The 22,638-nt window shown below is 57.4% G+C and carries 19 protein-coding genes; 13 read left to right on the top strand and 6 right to left on the bottom strand.

The features are described 5' to 3' along the window. Positions 1-82: 82 nt before the first annotated feature. The 4 genes from K3169_RS02505 (at position 83) to K3169_RS02490 (ending at position 3,876) form a co-directional block, all read left to right on the top strand. The gene (locus tag K3169_RS02505) at positions 83-715 is read left to right on the top strand and encodes a sarcosine oxidase subunit gamma (protein WP_231678197.1); all 633 of its coding nucleotides are present in this window, start codon (positions 83-85) and stop codon (positions 713-715) included. Between the two features lie 150 nt (positions 716-865). Next, positions 866-1,723, top strand: a complete 858-nt coding sequence (gene purU, locus K3169_RS02500) for a formyltetrahydrofolate deformylase (RefSeq protein WP_027898965.1) — start codon at positions 866-868, stop codon at positions 1,721-1,723. Positions 1,724-1,871: 148 nt separating this feature from the next. Next, positions 1,872-3,071 (top strand): formaldehyde dehydrogenase, glutathione-independent, encoded by a 1,200-nt coding sequence (gene fdhA, locus K3169_RS02495; RefSeq protein ID WP_095092539.1) that lies wholly within the window; start codon positions 1,872-1,874, stop codon positions 3,069-3,071. 235 nt (positions 3,072-3,306) lie between these two features. Continuing rightward, complete coding sequence (locus tag K3169_RS02490; RefSeq protein ID WP_099267952.1) at positions 3,307-3,876, top strand: DUF2780 domain-containing protein; 570 nt, start codon at positions 3,307-3,309, stop codon at positions 3,874-3,876. A gap of 15 nt (positions 3,877-3,891) precedes the next feature. Here the strand turns inward: K3169_RS02490 and K3169_RS02485 are convergent, their stop codons facing one another. Beyond that, positions 3,892-4,785 (bottom strand): acyltransferase, encoded by an 894-nt coding sequence (locus tag K3169_RS02485; protein WP_263269840.1) that lies wholly within the window; start codon positions 4,783-4,785, stop codon positions 3,892-3,894. Between the two features lie 284 nt (positions 4,786-5,069). Here K3169_RS02485 and K3169_RS02480 point away from each other — a divergent pair, with 284 nt between their 5' ends. Further along, positions 5,070-5,570 carry an ATP-dependent zinc protease gene (locus tag K3169_RS02480; RefSeq protein WP_095092544.1) on the top strand — a complete coding sequence of 167 codons (501 nt, stop codon included), beginning with the start codon at positions 5,070-5,072 and terminating at the stop codon, positions 5,568-5,570. Between the two features lie 176 nt (positions 5,571-5,746). On the opposite strand, the gene mdoH is transcribed toward K3169_RS02480, so the two are convergent. The 4 genes from mdoH to pip all read right to left on the bottom strand — a co-directional run bounded on the left by mdoH (position 5,747) and on the right by pip (position 12,814). Beyond that, entirely contained in the window at positions 5,747-8,326 is a 2,580-nt protein-coding gene (mdoH, locus tag K3169_RS02475; RefSeq protein WP_027901824.1) for a glucans biosynthesis glucosyltransferase MdoH, read from the bottom strand. After that, positions 8,319-10,238, bottom strand: coding sequence for a glucan biosynthesis protein G (locus K3169_RS02470; RefSeq protein WP_317633749.1), 1,920 nt, complete (start codon positions 10,236-10,238; stop codon positions 8,319-8,321). Before K3169_RS02470 ends, mdoH begins: the two co-directional genes overlap by 8 nt. A 258-nt stretch (positions 10,239-10,496) precedes the next feature. Then, on the bottom strand, positions 10,497-10,934 hold the full coding sequence (gene dtd / locus K3169_RS02465; protein ID WP_263269838.1) for a D-aminoacyl-tRNA deacylase: 438 nt from the start codon (positions 10,932-10,934) through the stop codon (positions 10,497-10,499). Between the two features lie 908 nt (positions 10,935-11,842). Further along, positions 11,843-12,814, bottom strand: coding sequence for a prolyl aminopeptidase (gene pip, locus K3169_RS02460; protein WP_027901827.1), 972 nt, complete (start codon positions 12,812-12,814; stop codon positions 11,843-11,845). A 287-nt stretch (positions 12,815-13,101) separates the two neighbouring features. Between pip and K3169_RS02455 the strand changes: the two genes are divergently transcribed. The 5 genes from K3169_RS02455 (at position 13,102) to K3169_RS02440 (ending at position 18,130) form a co-directional block, all read left to right on the top strand. Next, positions 13,102-15,552 (top strand): glycogen/starch/alpha-glucan phosphorylase, encoded by a 2,451-nt coding sequence (locus K3169_RS02455; RefSeq protein ID WP_231677851.1) that lies wholly within the window; start codon positions 13,102-13,104, stop codon positions 15,550-15,552. Positions 15,553-15,860: 308 nt separating this feature from the next. Further along, positions 15,861-16,871, top strand: coding sequence for a class 1 fructose-bisphosphatase (locus K3169_RS02450; RefSeq protein ID WP_027902274.1), 1,011 nt, complete (start codon positions 15,861-15,863; stop codon positions 16,869-16,871). A gap of 68 nt (positions 16,872-16,939) precedes the next feature. Next, positions 16,940-17,038, top strand: coding sequence for a DUF924 family protein (locus K3169_RS29665; RefSeq protein WP_099267947.1), 99 nt, complete (start codon positions 16,940-16,942; stop codon positions 17,036-17,038). A gap of 264 nt (positions 17,039-17,302) precedes the next feature. Continuing rightward, the gene (gene bamE / locus K3169_RS02445; RefSeq protein WP_099267946.1) at positions 17,303-17,557 is read left to right on the top strand and encodes an outer membrane protein assembly factor BamE; all 255 of its coding nucleotides are present in this window, start codon (positions 17,303-17,305) and stop codon (positions 17,555-17,557) included. 3 nt (positions 17,558-17,560) lie between these two features. Further along, a complete protein-coding gene (locus K3169_RS02440) occupies positions 17,561-18,130 on the top strand; it encodes a lipocalin family protein (protein ID WP_263269835.1) in 570 nt (189 codons plus the stop codon). A gap of 177 nt (positions 18,131-18,307) precedes the next feature. Here the strand turns inward: K3169_RS02440 and K3169_RS02435 are convergent, their stop codons facing one another. After that, positions 18,308-19,672 (bottom strand): formimidoylglutamate deiminase, encoded by a 1,365-nt coding sequence (locus K3169_RS02435; protein ID WP_263269833.1) that lies wholly within the window; start codon positions 19,670-19,672, stop codon positions 18,308-18,310. Positions 19,673-19,895: 223 nt separating this feature from the next. Between K3169_RS02435 and hutC the strand changes: the two genes are divergently transcribed. The 3 genes from hutC (at position 19,896) to nhaA (ending at position 22,555) form a co-directional block, all read left to right on the top strand. Continuing rightward, positions 19,896-20,606, top strand: a complete 711-nt coding sequence (hutC, locus tag K3169_RS02430; protein ID WP_176560573.1) for a histidine utilization repressor — start codon at positions 19,896-19,898, stop codon at positions 20,604-20,606. Then, complete coding sequence (locus K3169_RS02425) at positions 20,603-21,205, top strand: HutD family protein (protein ID WP_263269832.1); 603 nt, start codon at positions 20,603-20,605, stop codon at positions 21,203-21,205. The genes hutC and K3169_RS02425 overlap by 4 nt, the downstream gene beginning before the upstream one ends. A 171-nt stretch (positions 21,206-21,376) precedes the next feature. Then, positions 21,377-22,555, top strand: a complete 1,179-nt coding sequence (gene nhaA, locus K3169_RS02420; protein ID WP_263269831.1) for a Na+/H+ antiporter NhaA — start codon at positions 21,377-21,379, stop codon at positions 22,553-22,555. Positions 22,556-22,638 lie beyond the last annotated feature (83 nt).

Genomic DNA, 22,638 nt, shown 5'->3' with positions numbered 1-22,638 from the left:
GTATCTGAAAGACCGAATCGACCTTATCGCGGGCAAGCCCGGCTCCCACAGCGCACACAACAGAATTCAGAACAGGTGCTCTATGACCACAGCCAACGTTTACCAGCAGCGGCCAACGACCGGCGAGAAAGCCGAGTCACCGCTGTTTCACGCCGACCTCAATAGCCTGGTCGGTAAAGGTCGCGCCAACCCTGGCGTGACTTTGCGCGAGAAGAAATTACTCGGTCACCTGACCATTCGCGGCGATGCTCACGATCCTGCTTTTGCCGCAGGCGTGCACAAAGCCCTGGGCATGGAGTTGCCGGGCGCACTGGCCCTGGTGATCAGTGGCGACAGCTCGATCCAGTGGCTCGGCCCTGATGAATGGCTGCTGATCGTACCGACCGGTGAAGAGTTTGCGGTGGAGCAAAAACTACGCGCTGAACTGACCGGCCTGCACATCGCGATCGTTAACGTCAGCGGCGGTCAGTCCATCCTCGAATTGAGCGGCCCGAAAGTCCGTGAAGTGCTGATGAAGTCCACCAGCTATGACGTGCATCCGGACAACTTCCCGGTAGGTAAAGCCGTCGGTACCGTGTTCGCCAAGTCCCAACTGGTGATCCGCCGCACCAGCGAGGAAACCTGGGAGTTGCTGATCCGCCGTAGCTTCGCCGATTACTGGTGGATGTGGTTGCAGGATGCGAGTGCCGAGTACGGACTGACCATTCAGGCTTGAACCCACTGCCACTCCCTGTAGGAGCGCGCTTGTCCGCGATAAAGTCGGAACGACTTTCAGACAATGGTCATTCACCATTTTCACGACTGCTTCGCAGCCGATCGCGGGCAAGCGCGCTCCTACAGATCAAAAAACACCAGGAGTTGATTAATGAGCCGCGCCCCCGACACATGGATTCTGACTGCCGACTGCCCCAGCGTGCTGGGCACGGTGGACGCGGTGACCCGCTATTTGTTCGAGCAGGGCTGCTACGTCACCGAGCACCATTCCTTTGACGACCGCCTGTCCGGCCGCTTCTTCATTCGGGTCGAATTCCGTCAGCCAGACGGTTTTGACGAGCAAGGTTTCCGCGCAGGTCTGACTGAACGCGGCGAAGCCTTTGGCATGATCTTCGAGCTGACCGCGCCGAACTATCGGCCAAAAGTAGTGATCATGGTCTCAAAAGCCGATCACTGCCTGAACGACCTGCTCTACCGTCAGCGCATCAACCAGTTGTCCATGGACGTGGTCGCGGTGGTGTCCAACCATCCGGATCTGGAGCCGCTGGCGCGCTGGCATGAAATTCCGTACTACCATTTCCCCCTGGACCCCAACGACAAGCCCGCTCAGGAAAGCAAAGTCTGGCAGGTGATCGAAGAGTCAGGTGCCGAGCTGGTGATTCTTGCCCGCTACATGCAGGTTCTATCGCCGGATCTGTGCCGCAAGCTGGACGGCAAGGCGATCAACATTCATCACTCGCTGCTGCCCGGTTTCAAAGGTGCCAAACCGTACCATCAGGCTTACAACAAGGGCGTGAAACTGGTGGGTGCCACCGCGCATTACATCAACAACGATCTGGACGAAGGCCCGATCATTGCCCAAGGGGTAGAAGTGGTCGATCACAGTCATTACCCCGAAGACCTGATTGCCAAAGGTCGCGATATTGAAGGTCTGACGTTGGCAAGGGCGGTGGGTTATCACATTGAGCGGCGTGTATTTCTGAACGCCAACAGGACTGTCGTCCTGTAGCGGCAAGCTTCAAGCCACAAGCTTCAAGATGAAAAGCAGGAGACTGGAGACACACTTCAATCACAGGAGATGAGCAGCAGGCTTTTACTTGCCGCTTATAGCTTGCAGCTTGAAGCTCACTTAATAACAACAAAATCGAGGTGAAAGAATGGCTGACAATCGTGGTGTGGTGTATCTCGGCGCAGGCAAGGTCGAAGTACAGAAAATCGACTATCCCAAAATGCAGGACCCGCGTGGGCGCAAGATCGAACACGGCGTCATCCTGCGGGTGGTTTCCACCAATATCTGTGGCTCGGACCAACACATGGTTCGCGGCCGTACCACCGCACAAACAGGTCTGGTACTCGGCCACGAAATCACCGGCGAAGTGATCGAAAAAGGTACTGGTGTCGAGAATCTGAAAATCGGTGATCTGGTGTCGGTGCCCTTCAACGTGGCCTGCGGGTTGTGCCGATCCTGCAAGGAGCAACACACCGGCGTGTGCCTGACCGTCAATCCGGCTCGCCCGGGTGGAGCATACGGTTACGTCGACATGGGCGACTGGACCGGTGGCCAGGCGGAATACGTGCTGGTGCCCTATGCCGACTTCAACCTGCTCAAGCTGCCGGATCGCGATCGCGCCATGGAAAAAATCCGTGACCTGACCTGCCTCTCCGACATCCTGCCCACCGGTTATCACGGCGCAGTCACAGCTGGGGTAGGCCCGGGGAGTACCGTGTACATCGCTGGTGCAGGCCCCGTCGGTCTGGCAGCGGCGGCCTCGGCTCGCCTGTTGGGCGCGGCAGTGGTGATTATCGGTGACGTGAACCCTGCTCGTCTGGTTCATGCCAAGGCTCAGGGTTTTGAAATTGCCGACCTGTCCCTCGATACCCCTCTGCACGAGCAGATCGCCGCGCTGTTGGGCGAACCGGAAGTGGACTGCGCCGTTGACGCGGTAGGTTTTGAAGCCCGCGGCCATGGCCATGCGGGTGTGCAGCATGAGGCACCGGCAACCGTACTCAACTCATTGATGGGCGTGGTCCGTGTAGCGGGCAAGATCGGTATTCCCGGTCTCTACGTCACTGAAGATCCGGGTGCCGTCGACGCTGCTGCGAAAATGGGCAGCCTGAGCATTCGTTTCGGTTTGGGCTGGGCCAAATCCCACAGCTTCCACACGGGCCAGACGCCAGTCATGAAGTACAACCGCCAGTTGATGCAGGCCATCATGTGGGATCGCATCAAAATCGCTGACATTGTTGGAGTGGAGGTCATCAGCCTCGACGACGCGCCACGCGGTTATGGCGAGTTCGATGCCGGTGTGCCGAAGAAGTTTGTGATTGATCCGCACAAACTGTTTAGCGCGGCGTAAAACCAACCTCGGCCCTGTGGGAGCGAATTCATTCGCGAATGCGGTGTGTCAGATCTGGATATTTTTCCGGGCTGCCCCCTTCGCGAATGAATTCGCTCCCACATATCGTCTTTTAAACCAGATATCTTTGCATTTACTCACCAGACAAGCGCAAGGAACATTGCCAACCCGCCCAAGGTCAAACACGTGTTTCTACCGGCAGTTGTCGGACTTTTCGTTTGAGGGGTTTGTTGCAATGAAGATTTCACGCGGTATAGCACTGGCAACTTTGATGGCCGTTGCGACTGGCCCAGTGTTCGCTTTCAATCTGAATGACGCGGCCAACGCCGTTTCCAACGCCACCAACGGCAATCAGAAAGCCACCGCAGCACCTGAAGCAGCAGGCCTGCTCAATCTGTTGGGCTCCAACCTTAATGTCACCCCCGAGCAAGCCGTCGGCGGCACGGGCGCATTATTAGGTCTGGCAAAGAACAAACTCGCCGGTAACGACTACAGCCAATTGAGCAAATCGGTTCCAGGCCTCGATCAACTTGCTGGCAACAGTGCATTGAGCAGCCTGGGCAGCCTGAATGGCTTGGGAGGTCTGTTGGGTAATTCGGGCAACAGCGCTGAAAGCTCGGTGCTGAACAGCGCGCTGGGCAACGTACAAAGCATGGGCGATGTGAACAAGGCGTTCAGTGCCCTGGGCATGGACAGCTCAATGGTCAGCCAGTTTGTACCGCTGATTCTGCAATACCTGGGTCAACAAGGTGCTGGCGGTTCGGCACTGAAAAGCCTGGGCAGCGTGTGGGGCGCAGGCAGCTAATTCAGCGCTGATCCTTCAATCCTGGAACGCATCGCCGCGCAAGGTGGCGATGCGTGCGTTCTTCTCCCGCCACAGCTGATTGACCCAGCCCTGTACCTTCTCGCGAAACACTGGATCGTTCTCGTAATCGCCCTGCCATAACGCCGGGTCCAGTTCGCGAGTCTGAATATCGATGATCACCCTTGGAACATCACCACAGAGCAGATTCCAGAACCCCGGAATGCGCTCGCCCGGGTACACCACCGTCACATCCAGAATCGCATCCAGCTTTTCACCCATGGCCGCCAACACGAACGCCACGCCGCCCGCCTTGGGCTTGAGCAGGTGTGAATAGGGCGAGTTCTGTTCTGCATGTTTGGCTGCTGTGAACCGGGTCCCTTCCAGGTAGTTGACCACGGTCACTGGCTGATTTTTGTACAGCTCGCAGGCCTGACGAGTGATTTCCAGATCATGACCCTTGAGCTCGGGATGCTTGGCCAGAAACGCCTTGCTGTAGCGCTTCATGAACGGGTAATCCAGCGCCCACCAGGCCAGACCCAGCAGCGGCACCCAGATCAGTTCTTTCTTCAGGAAGAATTTGAAAAAGGGCGTGCGGCGGTTCAACGCCTGAATCAGGGCGGGGATATCGACCCATGACTGGTGATTGCTGATCACCAGATAAGAAGTGTCGCTGCGCAAACCTTCGTCGCCACGGATTTCCCACCGGGTTGGAATGCACAGCGAGAAGATCAGCTTGTCGACTTCAGCCCAGGTTTCGGCAATCCATACCACCGCTTGCGAGCAACTCTCGCGTAACTGACCGCTGAACGTCAGCTTGAGCAGGCCGAAGATCAGTAACGGACCGATCATGACCAGCGTGTTAAGCAACAACAGCAATGTGACAAAACAGCCAGTGAGCAGGCGACGCATACGGTTCTCTGGAGGACTACAAGGGCCGCCATGATAAAGAGCAACAGCGCCTGCGCCAAATCCGCTTGTCGCGGACAAATGTTTCACAAGGTTACGGGTAAGCTCTGGCCTGCGAACGATGTGTGATCGCGATGTCTAAAACGGCATGCTGCAAAACTGCTCTTGTGGGAGCCGGGCTTGCCCGCGATAAACGATAACGGGGCGCATCTGAGACGCAGCCATCGCGGGCAAGCACCGCTCCCACAAGGTGGATTGCATTCCAATCAAATAGAGGTATCTACCCAGTGAAATCAACTCTGGCGCTATTGTCCCTGTTGGCATTGCCTGTCATGGCTGCCGAGCCGACGCTGTATGGTCGCTACGAAAACATCAAGGTCGCGGAAATCGGTGAAACCTTCAAAGCCAAGATGGACACCGGCGCGTTGACCGCGTCGCTGTCGGCCAAGGATATCGAGTTGTTCAAGCGCGACGGCGATGACTGGGTGCGCTTCCGCCTGGCGACCAAAGACGCCAGCAACAAGGTGTATGAACACAAGGTTTCCCGGATCAGCAAAATCAAGAGCCGCGCAGAAGGCGACGACGAGGACGAAGACCTCGACCCGACCAAACGCCCGGTTGTGGACCTTGAGCTGTGCCTGGGTAACGTGAAACGCACGGTCGAGGTGAATCTGGTAGACCGCAGCCACTTCAACTATCCGCTGTTGATCGGTGCCAAGGCCTTGCGCGAGTTCGGCGCAGCGGTGAACCCGGCGCGGCGTTATACGGCGGACAAGCCGGATTGCTGATTAGGAGCATGTGGATTACTCCTGTGGGAGCTGGGCTTGCCCGCGATAAGGCTGGACGCGATCTAAAGTGAATTGCGTCCAGCTTTATCGCGGGCAAGCCCGGCTCCCACAGGTATATTTCAGCACAACAAAAAACGGCGCCCTTGCGGGGCGCCGTTTTTGTTTACCGCCTTGAATCAGGCGTGAACCAACGTCTGCTCAGACGCGCGCACTACCGGCTGCAAAGGCAGCAGTGGTGCGTGCGGATCGGCAGCGACAGACTCTCGCCATGCATCCAGCCATTCAGGGTGGTTTTCAGTCCAGACCTGCTCATGCAGACGGCCCAACGCAACCGGGTCGCTGAGCAGCATCAAGCGGTCTTGATTGCTGAGTTTCTCAGGCCCGACTGCCAACGCGTGACGTACACGTTCCATCCGTACAAACTCGATAGGCTCGGCGATCCGGTGACGCGAGGTCGCCAGGGCGCAGGCCAGCGCGTTCTGTTGCGGATCGACCACGGCGCGGATGAAGCCTTGCTTCAGTGCGTGCCAGCGGTTCTCGTGGGTGTACAGATCGGTCGAGACCAGCTCTTGCGGCGGCGTGTGCTCTTCAGGAATCAGGAAGAACTTCTCGTCGCGTGCCTTGAGGCCTAGACCGGTACGGCTGGAAATCACCGAGACCGGAATCGACAGCATCAACGAACCCACGATTGGCGCCAGCCACCACAGGAAGCTTGGGTTCAACCAAGCGACCAGCAGCGCCCAGCACGCACCCAACAGGGTTTGCGGACCATGACGCTTGACCGCTTCGATCCACGGCGTGGAGTCGTCGTCACGTTGTGGCGAGTTCCAGGTCGCAGCCCAGCCCAGGAAGGCAGCCAGTACGAAACGGGTGTGGAACAGCATGCGCACCGGAGCCAGCAGCACCGAGAACAGCATTTCCATCAGCATCGACAGCGTGACTTTGATCTTGCCGCCGTAACCGACTGCGCCTTTGGCCCAGATCAGAATGATGCTGAGCAGTTTAGGCAGGAACAACAGCACGATGGTCGTCGAGAACAGCGCAACGGCTTTTTCCGGGTGCCATTGTGGCCACAGCGGATAGAGCTGACGCGGTTCAAGGAAGTAAGTCGGCTCCATCAGCGTGTTCACCGCCAGCAAGGCTGTGGACAACACAAGGAAGAAGAACCACAACGGCGCAGACAGATAAGACATAACGCCCGTCAGGAACACCGCACGGTGAACCGGGTGCATGCCTTTTACCAGGAACAGCCTGAAGTTCATCAGGTTGCCGTGGCACCAGCGACGGTCACGCTTGAGTTCGTCCAGCAGGTTTGGCGGGAGCTCTTCGTAACTGCCCGGCAGGTCGTAGGCAATCCACACGCCCCACCCAGCACGACGCATCAAAGCGGCTTCAACGAAGTCGTGAGACAGGATCGCACCGGCAAAAGCGCCTTTACCTGGCAACGGCGCGAGGGCGCAGTGCTCGATAAACGGCTTCATGCGGATGATCGCGTTGTGGCCCCAGTAGTGGGATTCACCCAACTGCCAGAAGTGCAGACCGGCCGTGAACAATGGACCGTACACGCGAGTCGCAAACTGCTGCATGCGCGCATAGAGAGTGTCCATGCCCGACGCTCGTGGCGCGGTCTGGATGATACCGGCGTCCGGCGTGGCTTCCATCAAGCGCACCAGACTGGTCAGGCATTCACCGCTCATGACGCTGTCAGCGTCGAGCACGACCATGTAACGGTATTCACCGCCCCAGCGACGGCAGAAGTCGTCGAGGTTGCCGCTTTTGCGTTTTACGCGACGGCGACGACGGCGATAGAAGATCTTGCCGAAACCTTTGGTCTCGCGGCAGACGTCCAGCCAGGCCTGTTGCTCTGCCACGCAGATGTCAGTCTCGTTGCTGTCGCTGAGCACGAAGAAGTCGAAGCGATCGAGGTCACCGGTTGCTGCAACCGACTCGAAAGTCGCTCGCAGACCAGCAAACACACGCGGCACGTCTTCGTTGCAGATCGGCATGACCAACGCGGTACGAGCACCCTTTTCAATCGGCTCATTACCCGCACTGGCACCGGAGATGCGGTACTTGTCGCGGCCGGTCAGCAGCTCCAAAAAGCCCATCAAGGCGGTCCAGAAACCGGCTGATACCCAACAGAACAGAATCCCGAACAGCAGCAGGATGCTGGTCTGCAAGGCATACGGCAGCACCTGCCACATGGTCTGTACAAACGTCTGGTGAGTGATTTCGTCCAGCGAAACCAGCGACCAGCCTTGGTACGGCAGAATGCCTTTCATGTACCAGCCAGCAACGATCGTCTGGCCAAGCATCAGGATCAGCAGGATATAACGGCGGATAGAACCCACTGTACGCCAGCGCGCCTTCGGCAGATCACGCTCGACCTTTGGCTCGACCGGGTTACTGCGACCGGTCATGCGACGCCACATGCGCACCAGAATATTGGTACGCCATGGCTCCGGCACGACTTTGGTCCGACGAATCGGCGGTGTGGCCTTGAGGCACACACGACCGTTGGCGTCGAGGGTCAGCATCTCGGCCTCTTCCAAAGCCTCGGCGGTAGTCAGCGTCAGTCGGCGACCCACCGAAGCCTGAGCGGCTTCGGCAGAGTCGGTGACTGGCTGAGCAGACAAACGCTCATGCAACTCGGCGAACGAGGTGCAGCCAGCCAGTTCGGCTCGCTGCTCATCGCTCATCGGGAGGTGTGCCAGGTACTCGCTGAGTGACACTGGCACCGGTACGGAATTACTCATCGGCTGGCAACTGGTAGCTCCAGGTCTCGGTCATGACTTGCAGCGTCTTGGCCGGTTCTGGATTGGTGGGTGCAGCTTCGGCTTCAGGCTGCGGGGTCTCTTTACCGTCTTTGTCTTTCGCGACATCAGCCTTGGCTACGTCTGCCTTGGCAGCATCAGCTGGCTTGGCGGCGTCCGCTGGCTTGCTTGCATCGGCTTTGGCATCAGCAGGCTTGGCTGCATCAGCCTTGGCTACGTCGGCTTTCGGATCCTTGGCGGCGTCTGCAGCGGCTTCTTTCTTCGGAGCCTCTTTAGCAGGCGCAGCTTTCTTCTCGTCACCGATGTGAGCCTTGTCAGCAACCAGTACCGCAGGTTCCTTGCCTGGCTCGGCCGGGATCTCGCGCAGCAGGTAAGCCTGCATCTCGATCGGCTTGTTGGTGTCCTTGACCTTGACCCGTAACGTCAGGCGATAGCCCTTGGTCACCGGGTTGTAGCGAAGGTTGTTTTCCACCAGCTCGGTATTGGTGTCAGTGGTCACCTGGCTACGAATGGTCTTGTCTTCAGGCATGGACGCGAGGATCGGACCCACGAAGTCGACCTGGAACGCGACGCTGCCGTCCAGCTGACGAATCAGGTTGGACTGACGGATGTCACCAGCGGAACGCAGGGTCTGCTTGACCCAGCCCAGATCAGGCGAGTGAATGGCTTTCTCGTCCATGGTCCAGTGGATGCGATAGTTGAAATCAACAGGCTGGCCCGGTGCTGGCAGGGTTTCCGGCTTCCAGAACGCAACGATGTTGTCGTTGGTTTCATCGGCGGTCGGAATTTCTACCAGGTCGACGGTGCCTTTGCCCCAATCACCTTTAGGCTCGATCCATGCGCTCGGACGCTTGTCATAGCGGTCGTCCAGGTCTTCGTAGTTAGCGAAGTCGCGGCCACGTTGCAGCAGACCAAAACCGCGCGGGTTCTCTACCGAGAAGCTGCTGACGGCCAAGTGCTTAGGATTGGTCAGTGGACGCCACAGCCATTGGCCGTTGGCTGCCTGAATCGACAGACCGTTGGAGTCATGCAGCTCGCGGCGATAGTTCTGCACGCGCGAAGGCTGGTTGGCACCAAACAGGTACATGCTCGTCAGCGGAGCAACGCCCAGCTTGGAGACCTTGTCACGCAGGTACATGCGCGACTGGACATCGACCAGCGTATTGGTGCCCGGACGCAGGGTCAGCTTGTAGGCACCCGTAGCGCGCGGGGAGTCGAGCAGCGCGAAGATCACCAGATGGTTATCATCGGTGGCTGGCTTCTCGATCCAGAACTCGGTGAAACGCGGGAACTCTTCGCCGGAAGGCATCGCGGTATCGATCGCCATGCCACGAGCAGACAGGCCGTAAACCTGACCTTTACCGATGACGCGGAAGTAGCTCGCGCCCAGCATGGTCATGATTTCGTCTTGCTTGTCATCTTTGTTGATCGGGTACAAAACGCGGAAACCGGCATAGCCGAGATTCTCGGTCGACTTGGGATCGAACTTCACATCGCCAAAATCGAAACGACTGGCGTCGTACTTGATCTCTTCAACGGTGGTCGCAGTGACTTCGTTGATTTTGACCGGGGTGTCGAAGTGCATACCCTGGTGATAGAACGAGACTTTGAACGGCGTTCTGTCGCCAGCCCATTCGGCACGATCCTCACGGAAACGGATTTTCTGGTAGTCCGCGAACTTCATGTCGCGGAACTCGGCGGGCAGATTGCTGCGCGGGGCTTCGTATTTCTTGTCGGCCAGTTCTTTCGCTCTGCTCGCTACGTCATCAAGACTAAACGCCCACAGTTGAGTGGCGCTGAACAGTGAGATCAGGGCTGAACTTGCCAATAGCGCGCTACGCAACCGCTTGCCAGGTGTCTTTACCGCATTACAGGGACTAACAATCACGAGCAACCCTCGCCGAAAACAGATGAAGAAACCAACGGCCAGCTATCAATTGCCGGGTTGGCGAGCACTGTTCCGACTCCAAAAGAACCTAATGATTCCCCAAACGGTGTCGAACCAGCCTCTGACCTTGCCAAACGGTGCCACAAACACACATACCCGGACGGCGCGATTATCTAGTAGCGCGTGCCACAACGCACCATGTCCGATGAAGTATTTATTGCTTTAGAGCCTAATAATTTCGGGGTTATGCATCAGATTAGTCTTTTAACCCTCAAGCATAAAAGTCACAGGGCCATCATTTACCAGATGGACTTGCATATCTGCACCAAACTGGCCCGATTCGACCACCGCGTGCGAGCTTTTAGCCTGGTTCAACAAATACTCGAACAACTCCGCTCCAAGGGCCGGCGGGGCTGCTTTTGAGAAGCTCGGCCGCATGCCGCTTTTGGTATCGGCTGCCAGGGTGAACTGAGATACCAGCAGCAAACCACCTTCCACATCGCGCAACGACAGATTCATCTTGCCGTCAGCATCGCTGAACACCCGGTAATTGAGCAGCTTATGTAGCAGCTTGTCGGCACTGGCCTGAGTGTCTTGAGGCTCGACGCCCACAAGGACCATCAAACCCTGATCGATAGAGCCAACAACCTGCCCTCCAACTTCAACTCGTGCACTGCTGACGCGTTGTAGCAAGCCTTTCATGCCCGTTCCTTGTAATTCAATCGCGCATCAAACGGATACCTGTGGGAGCGAATTCATTCGCGAATGCGATGTACCAAACGATGAATTTCTATCGGATGTACCGCCCCCTTCGCGAATAAATTCGCTCCTACCGTGAATCCCGCTCCAATTCAAACAGGCGTAGCGTCCAAATCAAGCCTCTTCAGGCGGCAAATCCAGCAACCGGGCGGCGACCTGGGCAGCAGCGCGTTGTAGCAAGCCTTTCATGCCCATTCCTTGTGATTCAATCGCGCATCAAACGGATACCTGTGGGAGCGAATTCATTCGCGAATGCGATGTACCAAACGATGAATTTCTATCGGATGTACCGCCCCCTTCGCGAATAAATTCGCTCCTACCGTGAATCCCGTTCCAATTCAAACAGGCGTAGCGTCCAAATCAAGCCTCTTCAGGCGGCAAATCCAGCAACCGGGCGGCGACCTGGGCAGCAGCGCGTTGTAGCAAGCCTTTCATGCCCATTCCTAGTGATTCAATCGCGCATCAACGGATGCCTGTGGGAGCGAATTCATTCGCGAATGCGATGTACCAAACGATGAGTTTCTATCGGATGTACCGGCCCCTTCGCGAATAAATTCGCTCCTACCGTGAATCCCGTTCCAATTCAAACAGGCGTAGCGTCCAAATAAAGCCTCTTCAGGCGGCAAATCCAGCAACCGGGCGGCGACCTGGGCAGCAGCGCGTTGTAGCAAGCCTTTCATGCCCATTCCTTGCGATTCAATCGCGCATCAAACGGATACCTGTGGGAGCGAATTCATTCGCGAATGCGATGTACCAAACGATGAATTTCTATCGGATGTACCGCCCCCTTCGCGAATAAATTCGCTCCTACCGTGAATCCCGTTCCAATTCAAACAGGCGTAGCGTCCAAATCAAGCCTCTTCAGGCGGCAAATCCAGCAACCGGGCGGCGACCTGTGCAGCGGCGCGGACCAAAGCATCAGTGATACCTGGCTCCGAGGCAGCATGCCCAGCGTCACGAATCACCTGCAGCTCGCTGTTCGGCCAGGCCTGGTGCAATTCCCACGCATTATCCAGCGGGCAGATGACGTCATAACGACCGTGCACGATGATGCCCGGCAAATGGGCGATTTTCGGCATGTCGCGTATTAGCTGGTTTTCTTCGAGGAAAGAATTATTGGTGAAGTAATGGCACTCGATGCGAGCAATCGACAATGCGCGCTGAGGCTCGGAGAAGCGATCAACCACTTGCGGGTTCGGGCGCAGCGTCGCGGCGCGGCCTTCCCATGTGGACCAGGCTTTCGCCGCATGCATTTGGGCGATCTGGTCGGTGCCGGTCAGGCGCTTGTGGAACGCGGTCAACAAATCATCGCGCTCGTCCAGCGGGATCGGGGCCACGTAATCCTGCCAGTAATCCGGGAACATGCGGCTGGCACCGGCCTGATAGAACCACTCGATCTCTTGCGGGCGCGCCAGAAAAATACCGCGCAGGATCAGAGCATGGACGCGGTCCGGGTGAGTCTGGGCATACGCCAGGGACAAGGTCGAACCCCAGGACCCGCCAAACAGCACCCACTTATCGATGCCCAGATGCTCGCGAATCCGCTCAAGATCGGCAACCAGATCCCAGGTCGTGTTGTTTTCCAGGCTTGCATGAGGCGTCGAGCGACCACAGCCACGCTGATCGAAAGTGATGATGCGATAAAGATTGGGATCGAAATAGCGACGGCTTTGCGCATCGCAACCCGCGCCTGGACCGCCATGGATAAACACCACCGGCAGACCTTCCGGTGACCCGCTTTCATCGACATACAAAACGTGCGGTGCCTCTACAGCCAGATCATGCCGGGCGTAAGGTTTGATCTGCGGATACAAGGTCTGCATAGGTGCTCCGTGAGTGCGATTCGGGTTCTTCTATTTTTTTGCCTTGAGGCATCATAAACCCGAAACGAGGAATGTTCATGCTGTCACTCGCAGCTCTTGCCGAGAGTGGAACGATCAATGCAAGCGGTTTGCCAATTGCCTGAACCGGCGAACCAGAGCGACATGTTTCTGTCGTAACGTGGGTCATGCCCTGAGTAATTTAGGAAATTTCAGGAAAGTTTTGCAGACTCGCCCTACAGTCAAAGAAATCTCATCCTTTATTCGTCTGACTACTTGAGGTCGTATCGATGTCTCAGGAACCACTCGTTCGTGACGCTGAAGTGGCTGCTTTCCGCGCCGCTGTTCTCGCCAAACTCACCTATTCGGTGGGCAAGGACCCTGACCATGCGTTTGAGCATGACTGGTTCGAAGCTGTTGCACTCGCTGCTCGTGACCACATGGTTGAGCACTGGATGGACCACACCCGGAAGATTTATCGCCAGGTTCAGAAGCGGGTTTATTACCTTTCACTGGAATTTCTTATCGGGCGTCTGCTGTACGACAGCCTGAGCAACCTCGGCCTGCTGGAGGTCGCCCGTGAGGCGATGACCGAACTGGGTGTGGACATCGAGCGCATCAAGTTGCTTGAGCCCGACGCAGCGCTGGGTAACGGCGGCTTGGGTCGTCTGGCTGCCTGTTTTATGGAAAGCATGTCGACGCTGGGCATCGCGGGTCACGGTTACGGGATTCGTTATGAGCACGGCCTTTTCCGCCAGGCCATCGTCGACGGCTGGCAGCAGGAACAGACCGAGAACTGGCTGGATTTCGGTAACCCATGGGAATTCGAACGCCCGGAAGTGGTGTACCCCATCGGCTTCGGCGGCAGTGTCGACACGCTGACCAATGAAGACGGCGAACAGCGTCAGGTCTGGCGTCCGTCGGAAACCGTTCGGGCCATTGCGTACGATACCCCGGTAGTGGGATGGCGCGGCAAAAGCGTGAACACCCTGCGTCTGTGGCGCGCCCGCGCAGTAGGCGATTTGCACCTGGAGCGCTTCAACGCCGGTGACCACTTTGGTGCAGTGGCCGAGGTGGTGCGCGCCGAAAGTATCTCTCGCGTGCTTTACCCGAACGATGCCACCGAGGCGGGCCAGGAATTACGTCTGCGCCAGGAATACTTCTTCGTCTCCGCATCGCTGCAGGATTTGCTGCGCCGCCATCTGAACATGCATGCCACGTTGATGGATCTGCCCGAACACGCGGCTATCCAGATGAACGACACGCACCCGTCCATTGCCGTGGCCGAGCTGATGCGTCAGTTGATCGACAATCATGGCATCGCGTGGGACGCGGCCTGGAAGATTACCGTGGGCACCCTCGCCTACACCAACCACACCTTGCTGCCAGAAGCACTGGAAACCTGGTCGGTCGGTCTGATGGAGCGGATGCTGCCGCGCCACATGCAGATCATCTACATCATCAACGCCCAGCACATCGACACTTTGCGCGCCAAAGGCATTCACGACTTTGACGTGCTGCGTGCGGTATCGCTGATCGAAGAAGAAAACGGTCGTCGGGTGCGCATGGGCAACCTGGCTTTCCTTGGCTCTCACAGTATTAACGGCGTCTCCGCGCTGCATACCCAACTGATGCGCAAGACGGTTTTTGCCGAACTGCACAAACTGTATCCAGAGCGGATCAATAACAAAACCAACGGCATCACTTTCCGCCGCTGGCTGTTCCAGGCCAACCCCAAGCTTACCCAGATGCTCACCGAGTCGCTGGGCGAAGACGTGCTGGATAACGCTGAAACACGCTTGATCGAACTGGAGCCGTTCGCCGACAAGAGCTCCTTCCGCAAGCAATTCGCGGATCAGCGCCTGCACAGCAAGCGTGCACTGGCGGCGATCATCAAAGAGCGCCTGGGGATCGTGGTCAATCCGGCTGCGATGTTCGATGTGCAAGTCAAACGGATTCACGAATACAAGCGTCAGCTGTTGAACCTGTTCCACACTGTCGCCTTGTATCAGGCCATCCGTGCTCAGCCAGGCACCGATTGGGTGCCACGCGTGAAGATCTTCGCGGGCAAGGCGGCAGCGAGTTACCACTCGGCCAAGCTGATCATCAAGCTGACCAACGACATCGCTCGTACCGTCAACAGCGACCCTACCGTCCGCGGTTTGCTCAAGGTCGTGTTCATGCCCAACTACAACGTCAGCCTGGCCGAAAGCATCATCCCGGCAGCCGACCTGTCGGAGCAGATTTCTACTGCAGGTCTGGAAGCGTCGGGCACCAGCAACATGAAATTCGGCCTCAACGGTGCGCTGACCATCGGCACACTGGACGGTGCCAACGTGGAGATGAGCGAACAGGTAGGTCTGGAGCATATGTTCATCTTCGGCATGACCTCTCGGGAAGTAGAAGCCCACAAGCAAGTAGGCGACTTCAGCGCTTACGCGGCAGCGGCGGCATCGGGTCGACTCAACGACGTCCTGCAAGCCATTCGGGGCGGGGTGTTTTCGCCGGATGATCCTAACCGCTACGCAGGCCTGATTGATCAACTGCTGGCCTATGACCGCTTTCTGGTCTGTGCCGACTTTGATTCCTACTGGGAAGCCCAGGCCAGGGTCGAAGCCCACTGGCACGACTCGAAAGAGTGGTGGCGCTCCGCGGTACTCAACACGGCCCGCATGGGATGGTTCTCGTCGGACCGGACAATCCGGGAATACGCTGGGGATATCTGGAAGGCGCTGGATTAATGGAGTAAGCGCAAACTGCTCCCACTTTGGCAATACGGCCAATGTGGGAGCCGGGCTTGCCCGCGATAAGGCTGGACGCGGTTCACTTTAGATCGCGTCGTTCTTATCGCGAGCAAGCCCGGCTCCCACAGGGGATCGCGTTTCACCCTTCGACCACTTCGTTTCAGCCACCGTTTCAGCATTTTCCGCCTAAGCTCCGCCCACCCGTGAACTCAATGGGTGTTAACCCAGTCTTATGGGCAGTATTACGTCTCGACTCGCGCTAAACTGCGCGGGTCTTTTATTCCCCCCTATTCTCGGAGCTATCCATGTCCCGCGTTACCCTGAGTCGCTATTTGATTGAGCAGACCCGCAGCAACAACACTCCTGCCGATCTGCGCTTCCTGATCGAAGTGGTGGCGCGAGCGTGCAAGGAAATCAGCCACGCCGTTTCCAAAGGCGCACTGGGCGGCGTGCTCGGCAGCATGGGCACTGAAAACGTTCAGGGCGAAGTGCAGAAGAAGCTCGACGTGATCTCCAACGAAATCCTGCTCGAAGCCAACGAATGGGGCGGTCACCTGGCGGGCATGGCGTCCGAAGAAATGGACAACGCTTACCAGATCCCGGGCAAATACCCGAAAGGCGCCTACCTGTTGGTTTTCGACCCACTGGACGGCTCTTCGAACATCGACATTAACGCTCCGGTCGGAACCATCTTCTCCGTACTGCGTTGCCCGAACGAATACCTGAGCCAGAACGAGCCTCTGAACGAGAAGGCTTTCCTGCAACCAGGTACTCAGCAAGTCGCTGCCGGTTATGCCATCTACGGCCCACAGACCATGTTGGTGCTGACCTTGGGCGACGGCGTCAAAGGCTTCACGCTGGATCGCGAAATGGGCAGTTTCGTACTGACCCACGAAGACATCAAGATTCCGACCTCTACTCAGGAATTCGCGATCAACATGTCCAACCAGCGTCACTGGGAAGCTCCGGTACAACGCTACGTTGACGAACTGCTGGCAGGCGAAGACGGTCCGCTGAAAAAGAACTACAACATGCGCTGGGTTGCCGCGATGGTTGGCGACGTACACCGCATCCTGACCCGTGGTGGCCTGTTCATGTATCCACGTGACAGCCGCGAGCCTTCCAAGCCGGGCAAATTGCGTTTGATGTACGAAGCCAACCCGATGTCGTTCCTGGTGGAACAGGCTGGCGGCGCGTCCACTGACGGTCATCAGCGCATCCTCGATATCCAGCCGGATGGCCTGCACCAGCGTGTTGCGGTGTTCCTGGGCTCGAAAGAAGAAGTTGAGCGCGCGACCTCGTACCACAAGGCCTGACCCATATGACTGCCCCTTGGCTCCCGCTGCTGGAATAGTGGTTCGGCTCTGCCGGATCACCCTCCGAAGTGGCAAAGCCAAGGGCAATCATCATCCGCTTGGGGTGCTTCCCGCACCGCAACGAAATTCTCGGCATTGCGTCAACGCCTGAAGAAATCGAATTCTGAAAGAGCCGGGCTCAAGGTTTTAAGCATATTTGTTGGAGCGAGGCTTGCCCGCGAACCATTGTCCCCACTAGTACAGATATACCGCGTTATCTTTCTTCGCGGGCAAGCCTCGCTCCAACAATGTCCGGTCCCTTGGATGAAATGGATTTACCACGCAACGGAACCAGATCCCGCTTTTCTCTTCTAAGCTTTCGGTATTACGCCAGCAACCTGCCCATCGACCGTTTGCTGCGGCGTTACCCTTTCCGTTCAGGAGCTTCATCCATGTCTCTGCGCTCTCTAGCGTTGTTGTCGTTTTGCGTGCTGCTGGCCGCATGTAGCAAGGTTAATCAGGAAAATTACTCGAAACTGTCTGCAGGCATGCCCAAGGCGGAAGTTGAACAACTGCTGGGCAGCCCGACTGAATGCTCCGGCGCGCTGGGTATGTCCAGTTGCACGTGGGGCGATCAGACCAGTTTCATCAGCGTGCAGTATGCCGCCGACAAGGTTGTGCTTTTCTCGGGTCAGGGCTTGAAATAACAGATGATCAAATTACTTGTGCGTTTTAGTCTGGTGCTAATGGCCAGCTTTCTCGCAATCGGTTTCGCGCACTCTGCTGAAAACCTCGAGCCTAAAACGGTTGGCACTGTCGACCTCAAGCAATATCAGGGCACCTGGTACGAAATTGCCCGTTTGCCGATGTTCTTCCAGCGCAAGTGCGCACAATCCGAAGCGCATTACGCCCTCAAGGAAGATGGCGACGTTGGCGTGACCAACCGCTGCCGGACGATTGAAGGCGAGTGGCAGGAAGCAACAGGCACGGCGACACCGCAAGTGCCGGGTAAAACCGACAAGTTGTGGGTGGAGTTTGATAACTGGTTTTCCCGCTTGCTGCCCGGCGTAGCCAAAGGCGACTACTGGGTGCTCTACATCGGTGACGGTTACAAGACCGCTGTCGTGGGCAACCCGGACCGCAAATACCTGTGGCTGCTGTCGCGCACGCCAACGATATCGAAGGACGTAAAAGAGCATCTGCTCAGCCAGGCCCAACAGCAGGGGTACGACACCACCAAGCTGGTTTGGCGGGTTGAGGATTCGAAGATCGGGAAGTAATACACAGAACCTGTGAGACCGGCGCTGTCGCGCAGCAAACACAAGCCCCTGTGTGAGCGAATTTATTCGCGAAGGGGCCGGTCCACTCACAGCATCTTTGTCGTCAGGAATGCCGTCTTCCCGAATAAATTTGGTCTCACATAGTTAGCGTGAACTTCAGGTCGGCGCAAATAATATTCACCCCAACAACTCCCGCAGCACCTGCGCGAACTCCCGATTGCTCTGCTCTTCCCCGGCATGATGCCCTTCGCGTACCACCCACTTGCCGTTGACCATCACGTCGCGAATCTGCCGGTCGCTGCCTGCGAATAACCAACGGTTAAGAATCCCGTCGCCGGACGCCGTAGCGATGTACGGATCATTACCGTCCAGCACCAACCAGTCCGCCCGCAGCCCCACTTCCAGTCGACCAATCGGCTGACCTAACGCCTGAGCGCCACCGAACAGCGCTGCATCAAACAACGTTCTGCCGACCATGGGCTGATCGCTGCGATACAAGCGATTGCGACGTTGATCCCGCAGCCGCTGACCGTATTCCAGCCAGCGCAACTCTTCGACGACGCTCAACGAGACATGGCTGTCTGAACCGATTCCCCAGCGCCCGCCTTGAGCGATGTAGTCCACCGCCGGAAAAATCCCGTCGCCCAGATTCGCCTCGGTGGTCAGGCACAACCCCGCGACCGCCCCGCTTTGCGCCATGAGCGCCACTTCATCAGGCTGCACATGAGTGGCGTGCACCAGACACCAGCGCTCATCCACTGGAGCGTTTTCGTACAGCCATTGCACGGGCCGACGACCGCTCCAGCTCATGCAGTCGTCGACTTCCTTTTGCTGCTCGGCGATGTGAATGTGCACCGGACATTGTTGATCGCTAGCGGCCAGCACAGTGCTGATCTGCTCAGGCGTTACCGCACGCAGCGAGTGAAAACAAAGACCCAACTGCTGCGCTGACTGCTCACGCATTACAGGTTGCAAACGCGCCTGCAAATCAAGGTAGCTGTCGGTGCTGTGGATAAACCGTCGCTGACCTTCGTTCGGCGCTTGCCCGCCAAAACCGGAGTGACTGTAGAGCACTGGCAACAGCGTCAGTCCGATTCCAGCAGAACTCGCCGCTTGACTGATTTGCAGCGCCAGTTCCGCCGGGTCTGCGTAAGGCTTGCCGGAGGTGTCTTGATGCACGTAATGAAATTCGGCAACCGAGGTAAAACCGCCCTTGAGCATTTCGATGTACAACTGACGGGCAATGACACCCAATTGCTGTGGGCTAATCTTTCCAACCAGGCGGTACATCAAATCCCGCCAGGTCCAGAAGCTGTCATTGGGGTTGCCTGCGACTTCCGCCAGCCCGGCCATCGCCCGCTGGAATGCGTGAGAATGCAGATTCGGCATGCCTGGCAGTAGCGGCCCTTTGAGCGACTCCGCACCTGAAGCATCAGCCTCCGTGGCGATATGAGTGATCACGCCAGCGGCGCTGACCTCAATGCGAACATTATTGGCCCAGCCATCAGGCAACAATGCACGCTCGGCAAAGAAGGCGGACATAGCTTTGCATCCCTCGAAAAGTGATTTGTATATACATATACAGACGTTTGCACGCTCGGTAAACTCCGGCAAGCTTGTCGCCGAACAGGTTAATGGGTAGCGTAAACACACGTTATTAATGTCCAGGCGCTGCAAGATCAGCGCCGACCTGCACCTGAATTACCTTCGAAAAGGATTGCCCTCAGTGCCGACTCCGCCTGCCACTTCTCCATTGGCTGCCCAAATGGGCGACAGTCCGGCCCCGCTGTACGCCCGCGTCAAGCAGATGATCGCGCAGCAAATCCAGTGCGGAAACTGGCCGCCGCATCACCGCGTGCCGTCGGAGAGCGAGCTGGTGACCCAACTGGGCTTCAGCCGCATGACCATCAACCGTGCCCTGCGTGAAATGACCGCCGAAGGCCTGTTAGTGCGTATGCAAGGCGTTGGTACTTTCGTCGCCGAGCCCAAGAGTCAGTCGGCACTGTTTGAAGTCCACAATATCGCGGATGAAATCGCAGCACGGGGTCATCGTCACACCTGCAAGGTCATCCTCCTGAAAGAAGAAGCTGCTGGCTCCGAACGAGCTCTGGCGCTGGATATGCGCGAAGGTCAGCGGGTGTTCCATTCGTTGATCGTGCATCTGGAAAACGATCTGCCGGTGCAAATCGAAGATCGCTATGTCAACGCGTTGGTCGCACCGGACTACTTGAGCCAGGATTTCACTCAACAAACCCCCTACGCTTATCTTTCGCAAGTCGCGCCATTGACCGAAGGCGAGCATGTGGTTGAGGCCATTCTGGCCGAGCCTGATGAGTGCGAGCTGTTGCAGATCAGCCCGGGTGAACCTTGCCTCTTGATCCGCCGCCGCACGTGGTCCGGCCGCCAGCCAGTGACCGCCGCGCGCCTGATCCACCCCGGTTCCCGTCATCGCCTGGAAGGACGTTTCAGCAAATGAGCCAACTGACTGTTTTGCGCGCCGCTGACTACCCGCGCATGCCCTGGAAAAACGGCGGCGGCAGCACTGAAGAAGTGACCCGGGATGCGGGCGAAGGGCTGGAAGGTTTCGGCTGGCGTCTGTCGATTGCCGATATCCAGCAGTCCGGGGGCTTTTCCCTGTTTCCTGGCTATCAACGCATCATCACGGTGCTGCAAGGCGCGGGCATGACGCTGGATATCGACGGCAAAACGACCGAGCCACTGCTGCCCGGCGATCCCTTCGCGTTCAGCGGCGACAGCCAGGTCAGTTGCACATTGATTGAGGGTGCGATTCGCGATTTCAACCTGATCTACTCGCCGGACCGTTATCGCGTCAGTTTGCAGTGGGTCGATGTGCTCAAACCTCAACGCCTGTTCAGTTCGGCGTCTACGCTGTTGCTGTTCAGCGCCGCAGAGCAGATGGCCGCGAACCTGGCCGAGCATCCGCCGCAGTTGCTGGAAAAGCATGATTGTCTGCAACTGGATAATGAATCCGGCGCGTTGCTGGAGGTTGTGCTTTATGCGCCACGTGCTAGCCGCTGTTGTTTGATTGAGCTGACCAAAATCCAGAACACGTGAAAACTTACTGACAGACCACTCACCTGTGGGAGCGAATTCATTCGCGAAGAGGCCAGCGCTTCACCGAAAGATTTCGGCCGACTGCAAACTAGCTTTCGCGAATGAATTCGCTCCCACAGAAGCTCGTTCCAGGCCATTTACAACGTTTCCCCAAGGACGCCGCACCTGCCAATGACTGCCGATAACAACAAAAAAGAAACCCCAAGAGCCATCGCCATACTTGCCAGTTTCCTGGCCTCGGAATCGGCTGGCGGCATCATATTGATGGGTGCGGCACTCGCGGCACTGATCGTCGCCAACTCCGGCCTGTGCGCTGGCTATTTCGCGGCACTGCACAGCGTCTGGCTGGGGCTTTCCGTTGAGTTGTGGATCAACGACGGGCTGATGGCGATCTTCTTCCTGATGGTCGGCCTGGAAATCAAACGTGAAGTACTCGCGGGCGGCCTGGCCACCTGGGGTCAACGCGCCCTGCCCGGCTTTGCAGCAGCCGGCGGCATGCTGGTGCCTGCGCTAATCTACATCGCAGTCAACTGGGGCAACCAGGAAACCATGAGCGGCTGGGCGATCCCTGCCGCTACCGATATTGCGTTCGCGCTGGGTGTGCTGTCACTGCTAGGCAAACGCGTGCCCACTTCCCTGAAAGTCTTTCTCGCCGCTCTGGCGATCCTCGACGATCTGGGCGCCGTCACCATCATCGCTTTCTTCTACAGCAGCGGCCTGAACATGCCGATGCTGCTCGCCTCTTTTGCCACACTCGCCGTCCTGATCGTAATGAATCGTCTGCGCGTGCGTCGCCTGTTGCCGTACTTGCTGCTGGGTGCGGCTCTGTGGTTCTTCGTTCTGCAATCGGGCGTTCACGCGACCTTGGCCGGTGTCGCTCTGGCGCTGTGCATTCCTTTGGGCAAGCCTGAAGAAGAGTCTCGCTCGCCGCTGCTGTTCCTCGAAGAGAAGCTGCATTACTGGGTAGCGTTCGCCATAGTGCCTATATTCGGCTTTGCCAATGCCGGGGTGTCGTTATCGGGGATTTCCCTGCAGAACCTGATCGATCCCGTGCCACTTGGCGTTGCGCTAGGCTTGTTCGTCGGCAAGCAGATTGGTGTGTTCCTTGCCGCCGTTCTGGCCATCCGCTCCGGTCTGGCCTCGTTGCCAGAAGGTAGCAACTGGGTTCAGTTGTATGGCGTAGCGATCCTCTGCGGCATCGGTTTCACCATGAGTTTGTTTATTGGCAACCTCGCGTTCCCCGGCTCTGCGCACCTGATCGACGAAGTGAAAGTCGGCGTATTAATGGGTTCAGGACTCGCGGCGATTGCGGGTGTGATCCTGCTGCGCAGCCGAATCAGCAAGGGCTGAAAATTTATTTTCAAATCGCTGCATCCAGATGGGTTTCTCGCGGGTAGTACAGATAAGCAGCCGGTTTGGCTGTTAAGCGAAAA

Source organism: Pseudomonas phytophila, assembly GCF_025643095.1.
In the GTDB taxonomy this organism is placed as follows: domain Bacteria; phylum Pseudomonadota; class Gammaproteobacteria; order Pseudomonadales; family Pseudomonadaceae; genus Aquipseudomonas; species Aquipseudomonas quasicaspiana.
This window is presented reverse-complemented; position numbering and strand designations above follow the sequence as displayed.

Bases quoted from the DNA above. Each gene is read 5' to 3' on its own strand.
- K3169_RS02505 (WP_231678197.1), top strand. From the start codon at position 83: ATGACCACAGCCAACGTTTACCAGCAGCGGCCAACGACCGGCGAGAAA.
- purU (WP_027898965.1), top strand. From the start codon at position 866: ATGAGCCGCGCCCCCGACACATGGATTCTGACTGCCGACTGCCCCAGC.
- fdhA (WP_095092539.1), top strand. From the start codon at position 1,872: ATGGCTGACAATCGTGGTGTGGTGTATCTCGGCGCAGGCAAGGTCGAA.
- K3169_RS02490 (WP_099267952.1), top strand. From the start codon at position 3,307: ATGAAGATTTCACGCGGTATAGCACTGGCAACTTTGATGGCCGTTGCG.
- K3169_RS02485 (WP_263269840.1), bottom strand. From the start codon at position 4,785: ATGCGTCGCCTGCTCACTGGCTGTTTTGTCACATTGCTGTTGTTGCTT.
- mdoH (WP_027901824.1), bottom strand. From the start codon at position 8,326: ATGAGTAATTCCGTACCGGTGCCAGTGTCACTCAGCGAGTACCTGGCA.
- dtd (WP_263269838.1), bottom strand. From the start codon at position 10,934: ATGAAAGGCTTGCTACAACGCGTCAGCAGTGCACGAGTTGAAGTTGGA.
- pip (WP_027901827.1), bottom strand. From the start codon at position 12,814: ATGCAGACCTTGTATCCGCAGATCAAACCTTACGCCCGGCATGATCTG.
- K3169_RS02455 (WP_231677851.1), top strand. From the start codon at position 13,102: ATGTCTCAGGAACCACTCGTTCGTGACGCTGAAGTGGCTGCTTTCCGC.
- K3169_RS02450 (WP_027902274.1), top strand. From the start codon at position 15,861: ATGTCCCGCGTTACCCTGAGTCGCTATTTGATTGAGCAGACCCGCAGC.
- bamE (WP_099267946.1), top strand. From the start codon at position 17,303: ATGTCTCTGCGCTCTCTAGCGTTGTTGTCGTTTTGCGTGCTGCTGGCC.
- K3169_RS02440 (WP_263269835.1), top strand. From the start codon at position 17,561: ATGATCAAATTACTTGTGCGTTTTAGTCTGGTGCTAATGGCCAGCTTT.
- K3169_RS02435 (WP_263269833.1), bottom strand. From the start codon at position 19,672: ATGTCCGCCTTCTTTGCCGAGCGTGCATTGTTGCCTGATGGCTGGGCC.
- hutC (WP_176560573.1), top strand. From the start codon at position 19,896: ATGGGCGACAGTCCGGCCCCGCTGTACGCCCGCGTCAAGCAGATGATC.
- K3169_RS02425 (WP_263269832.1), top strand. From the start codon at position 20,603: ATGAGCCAACTGACTGTTTTGCGCGCCGCTGACTACCCGCGCATGCCC.
- nhaA (WP_263269831.1), top strand. From the start codon at position 21,377: ATGACTGCCGATAACAACAAAAAAGAAACCCCAAGAGCCATCGCCATA.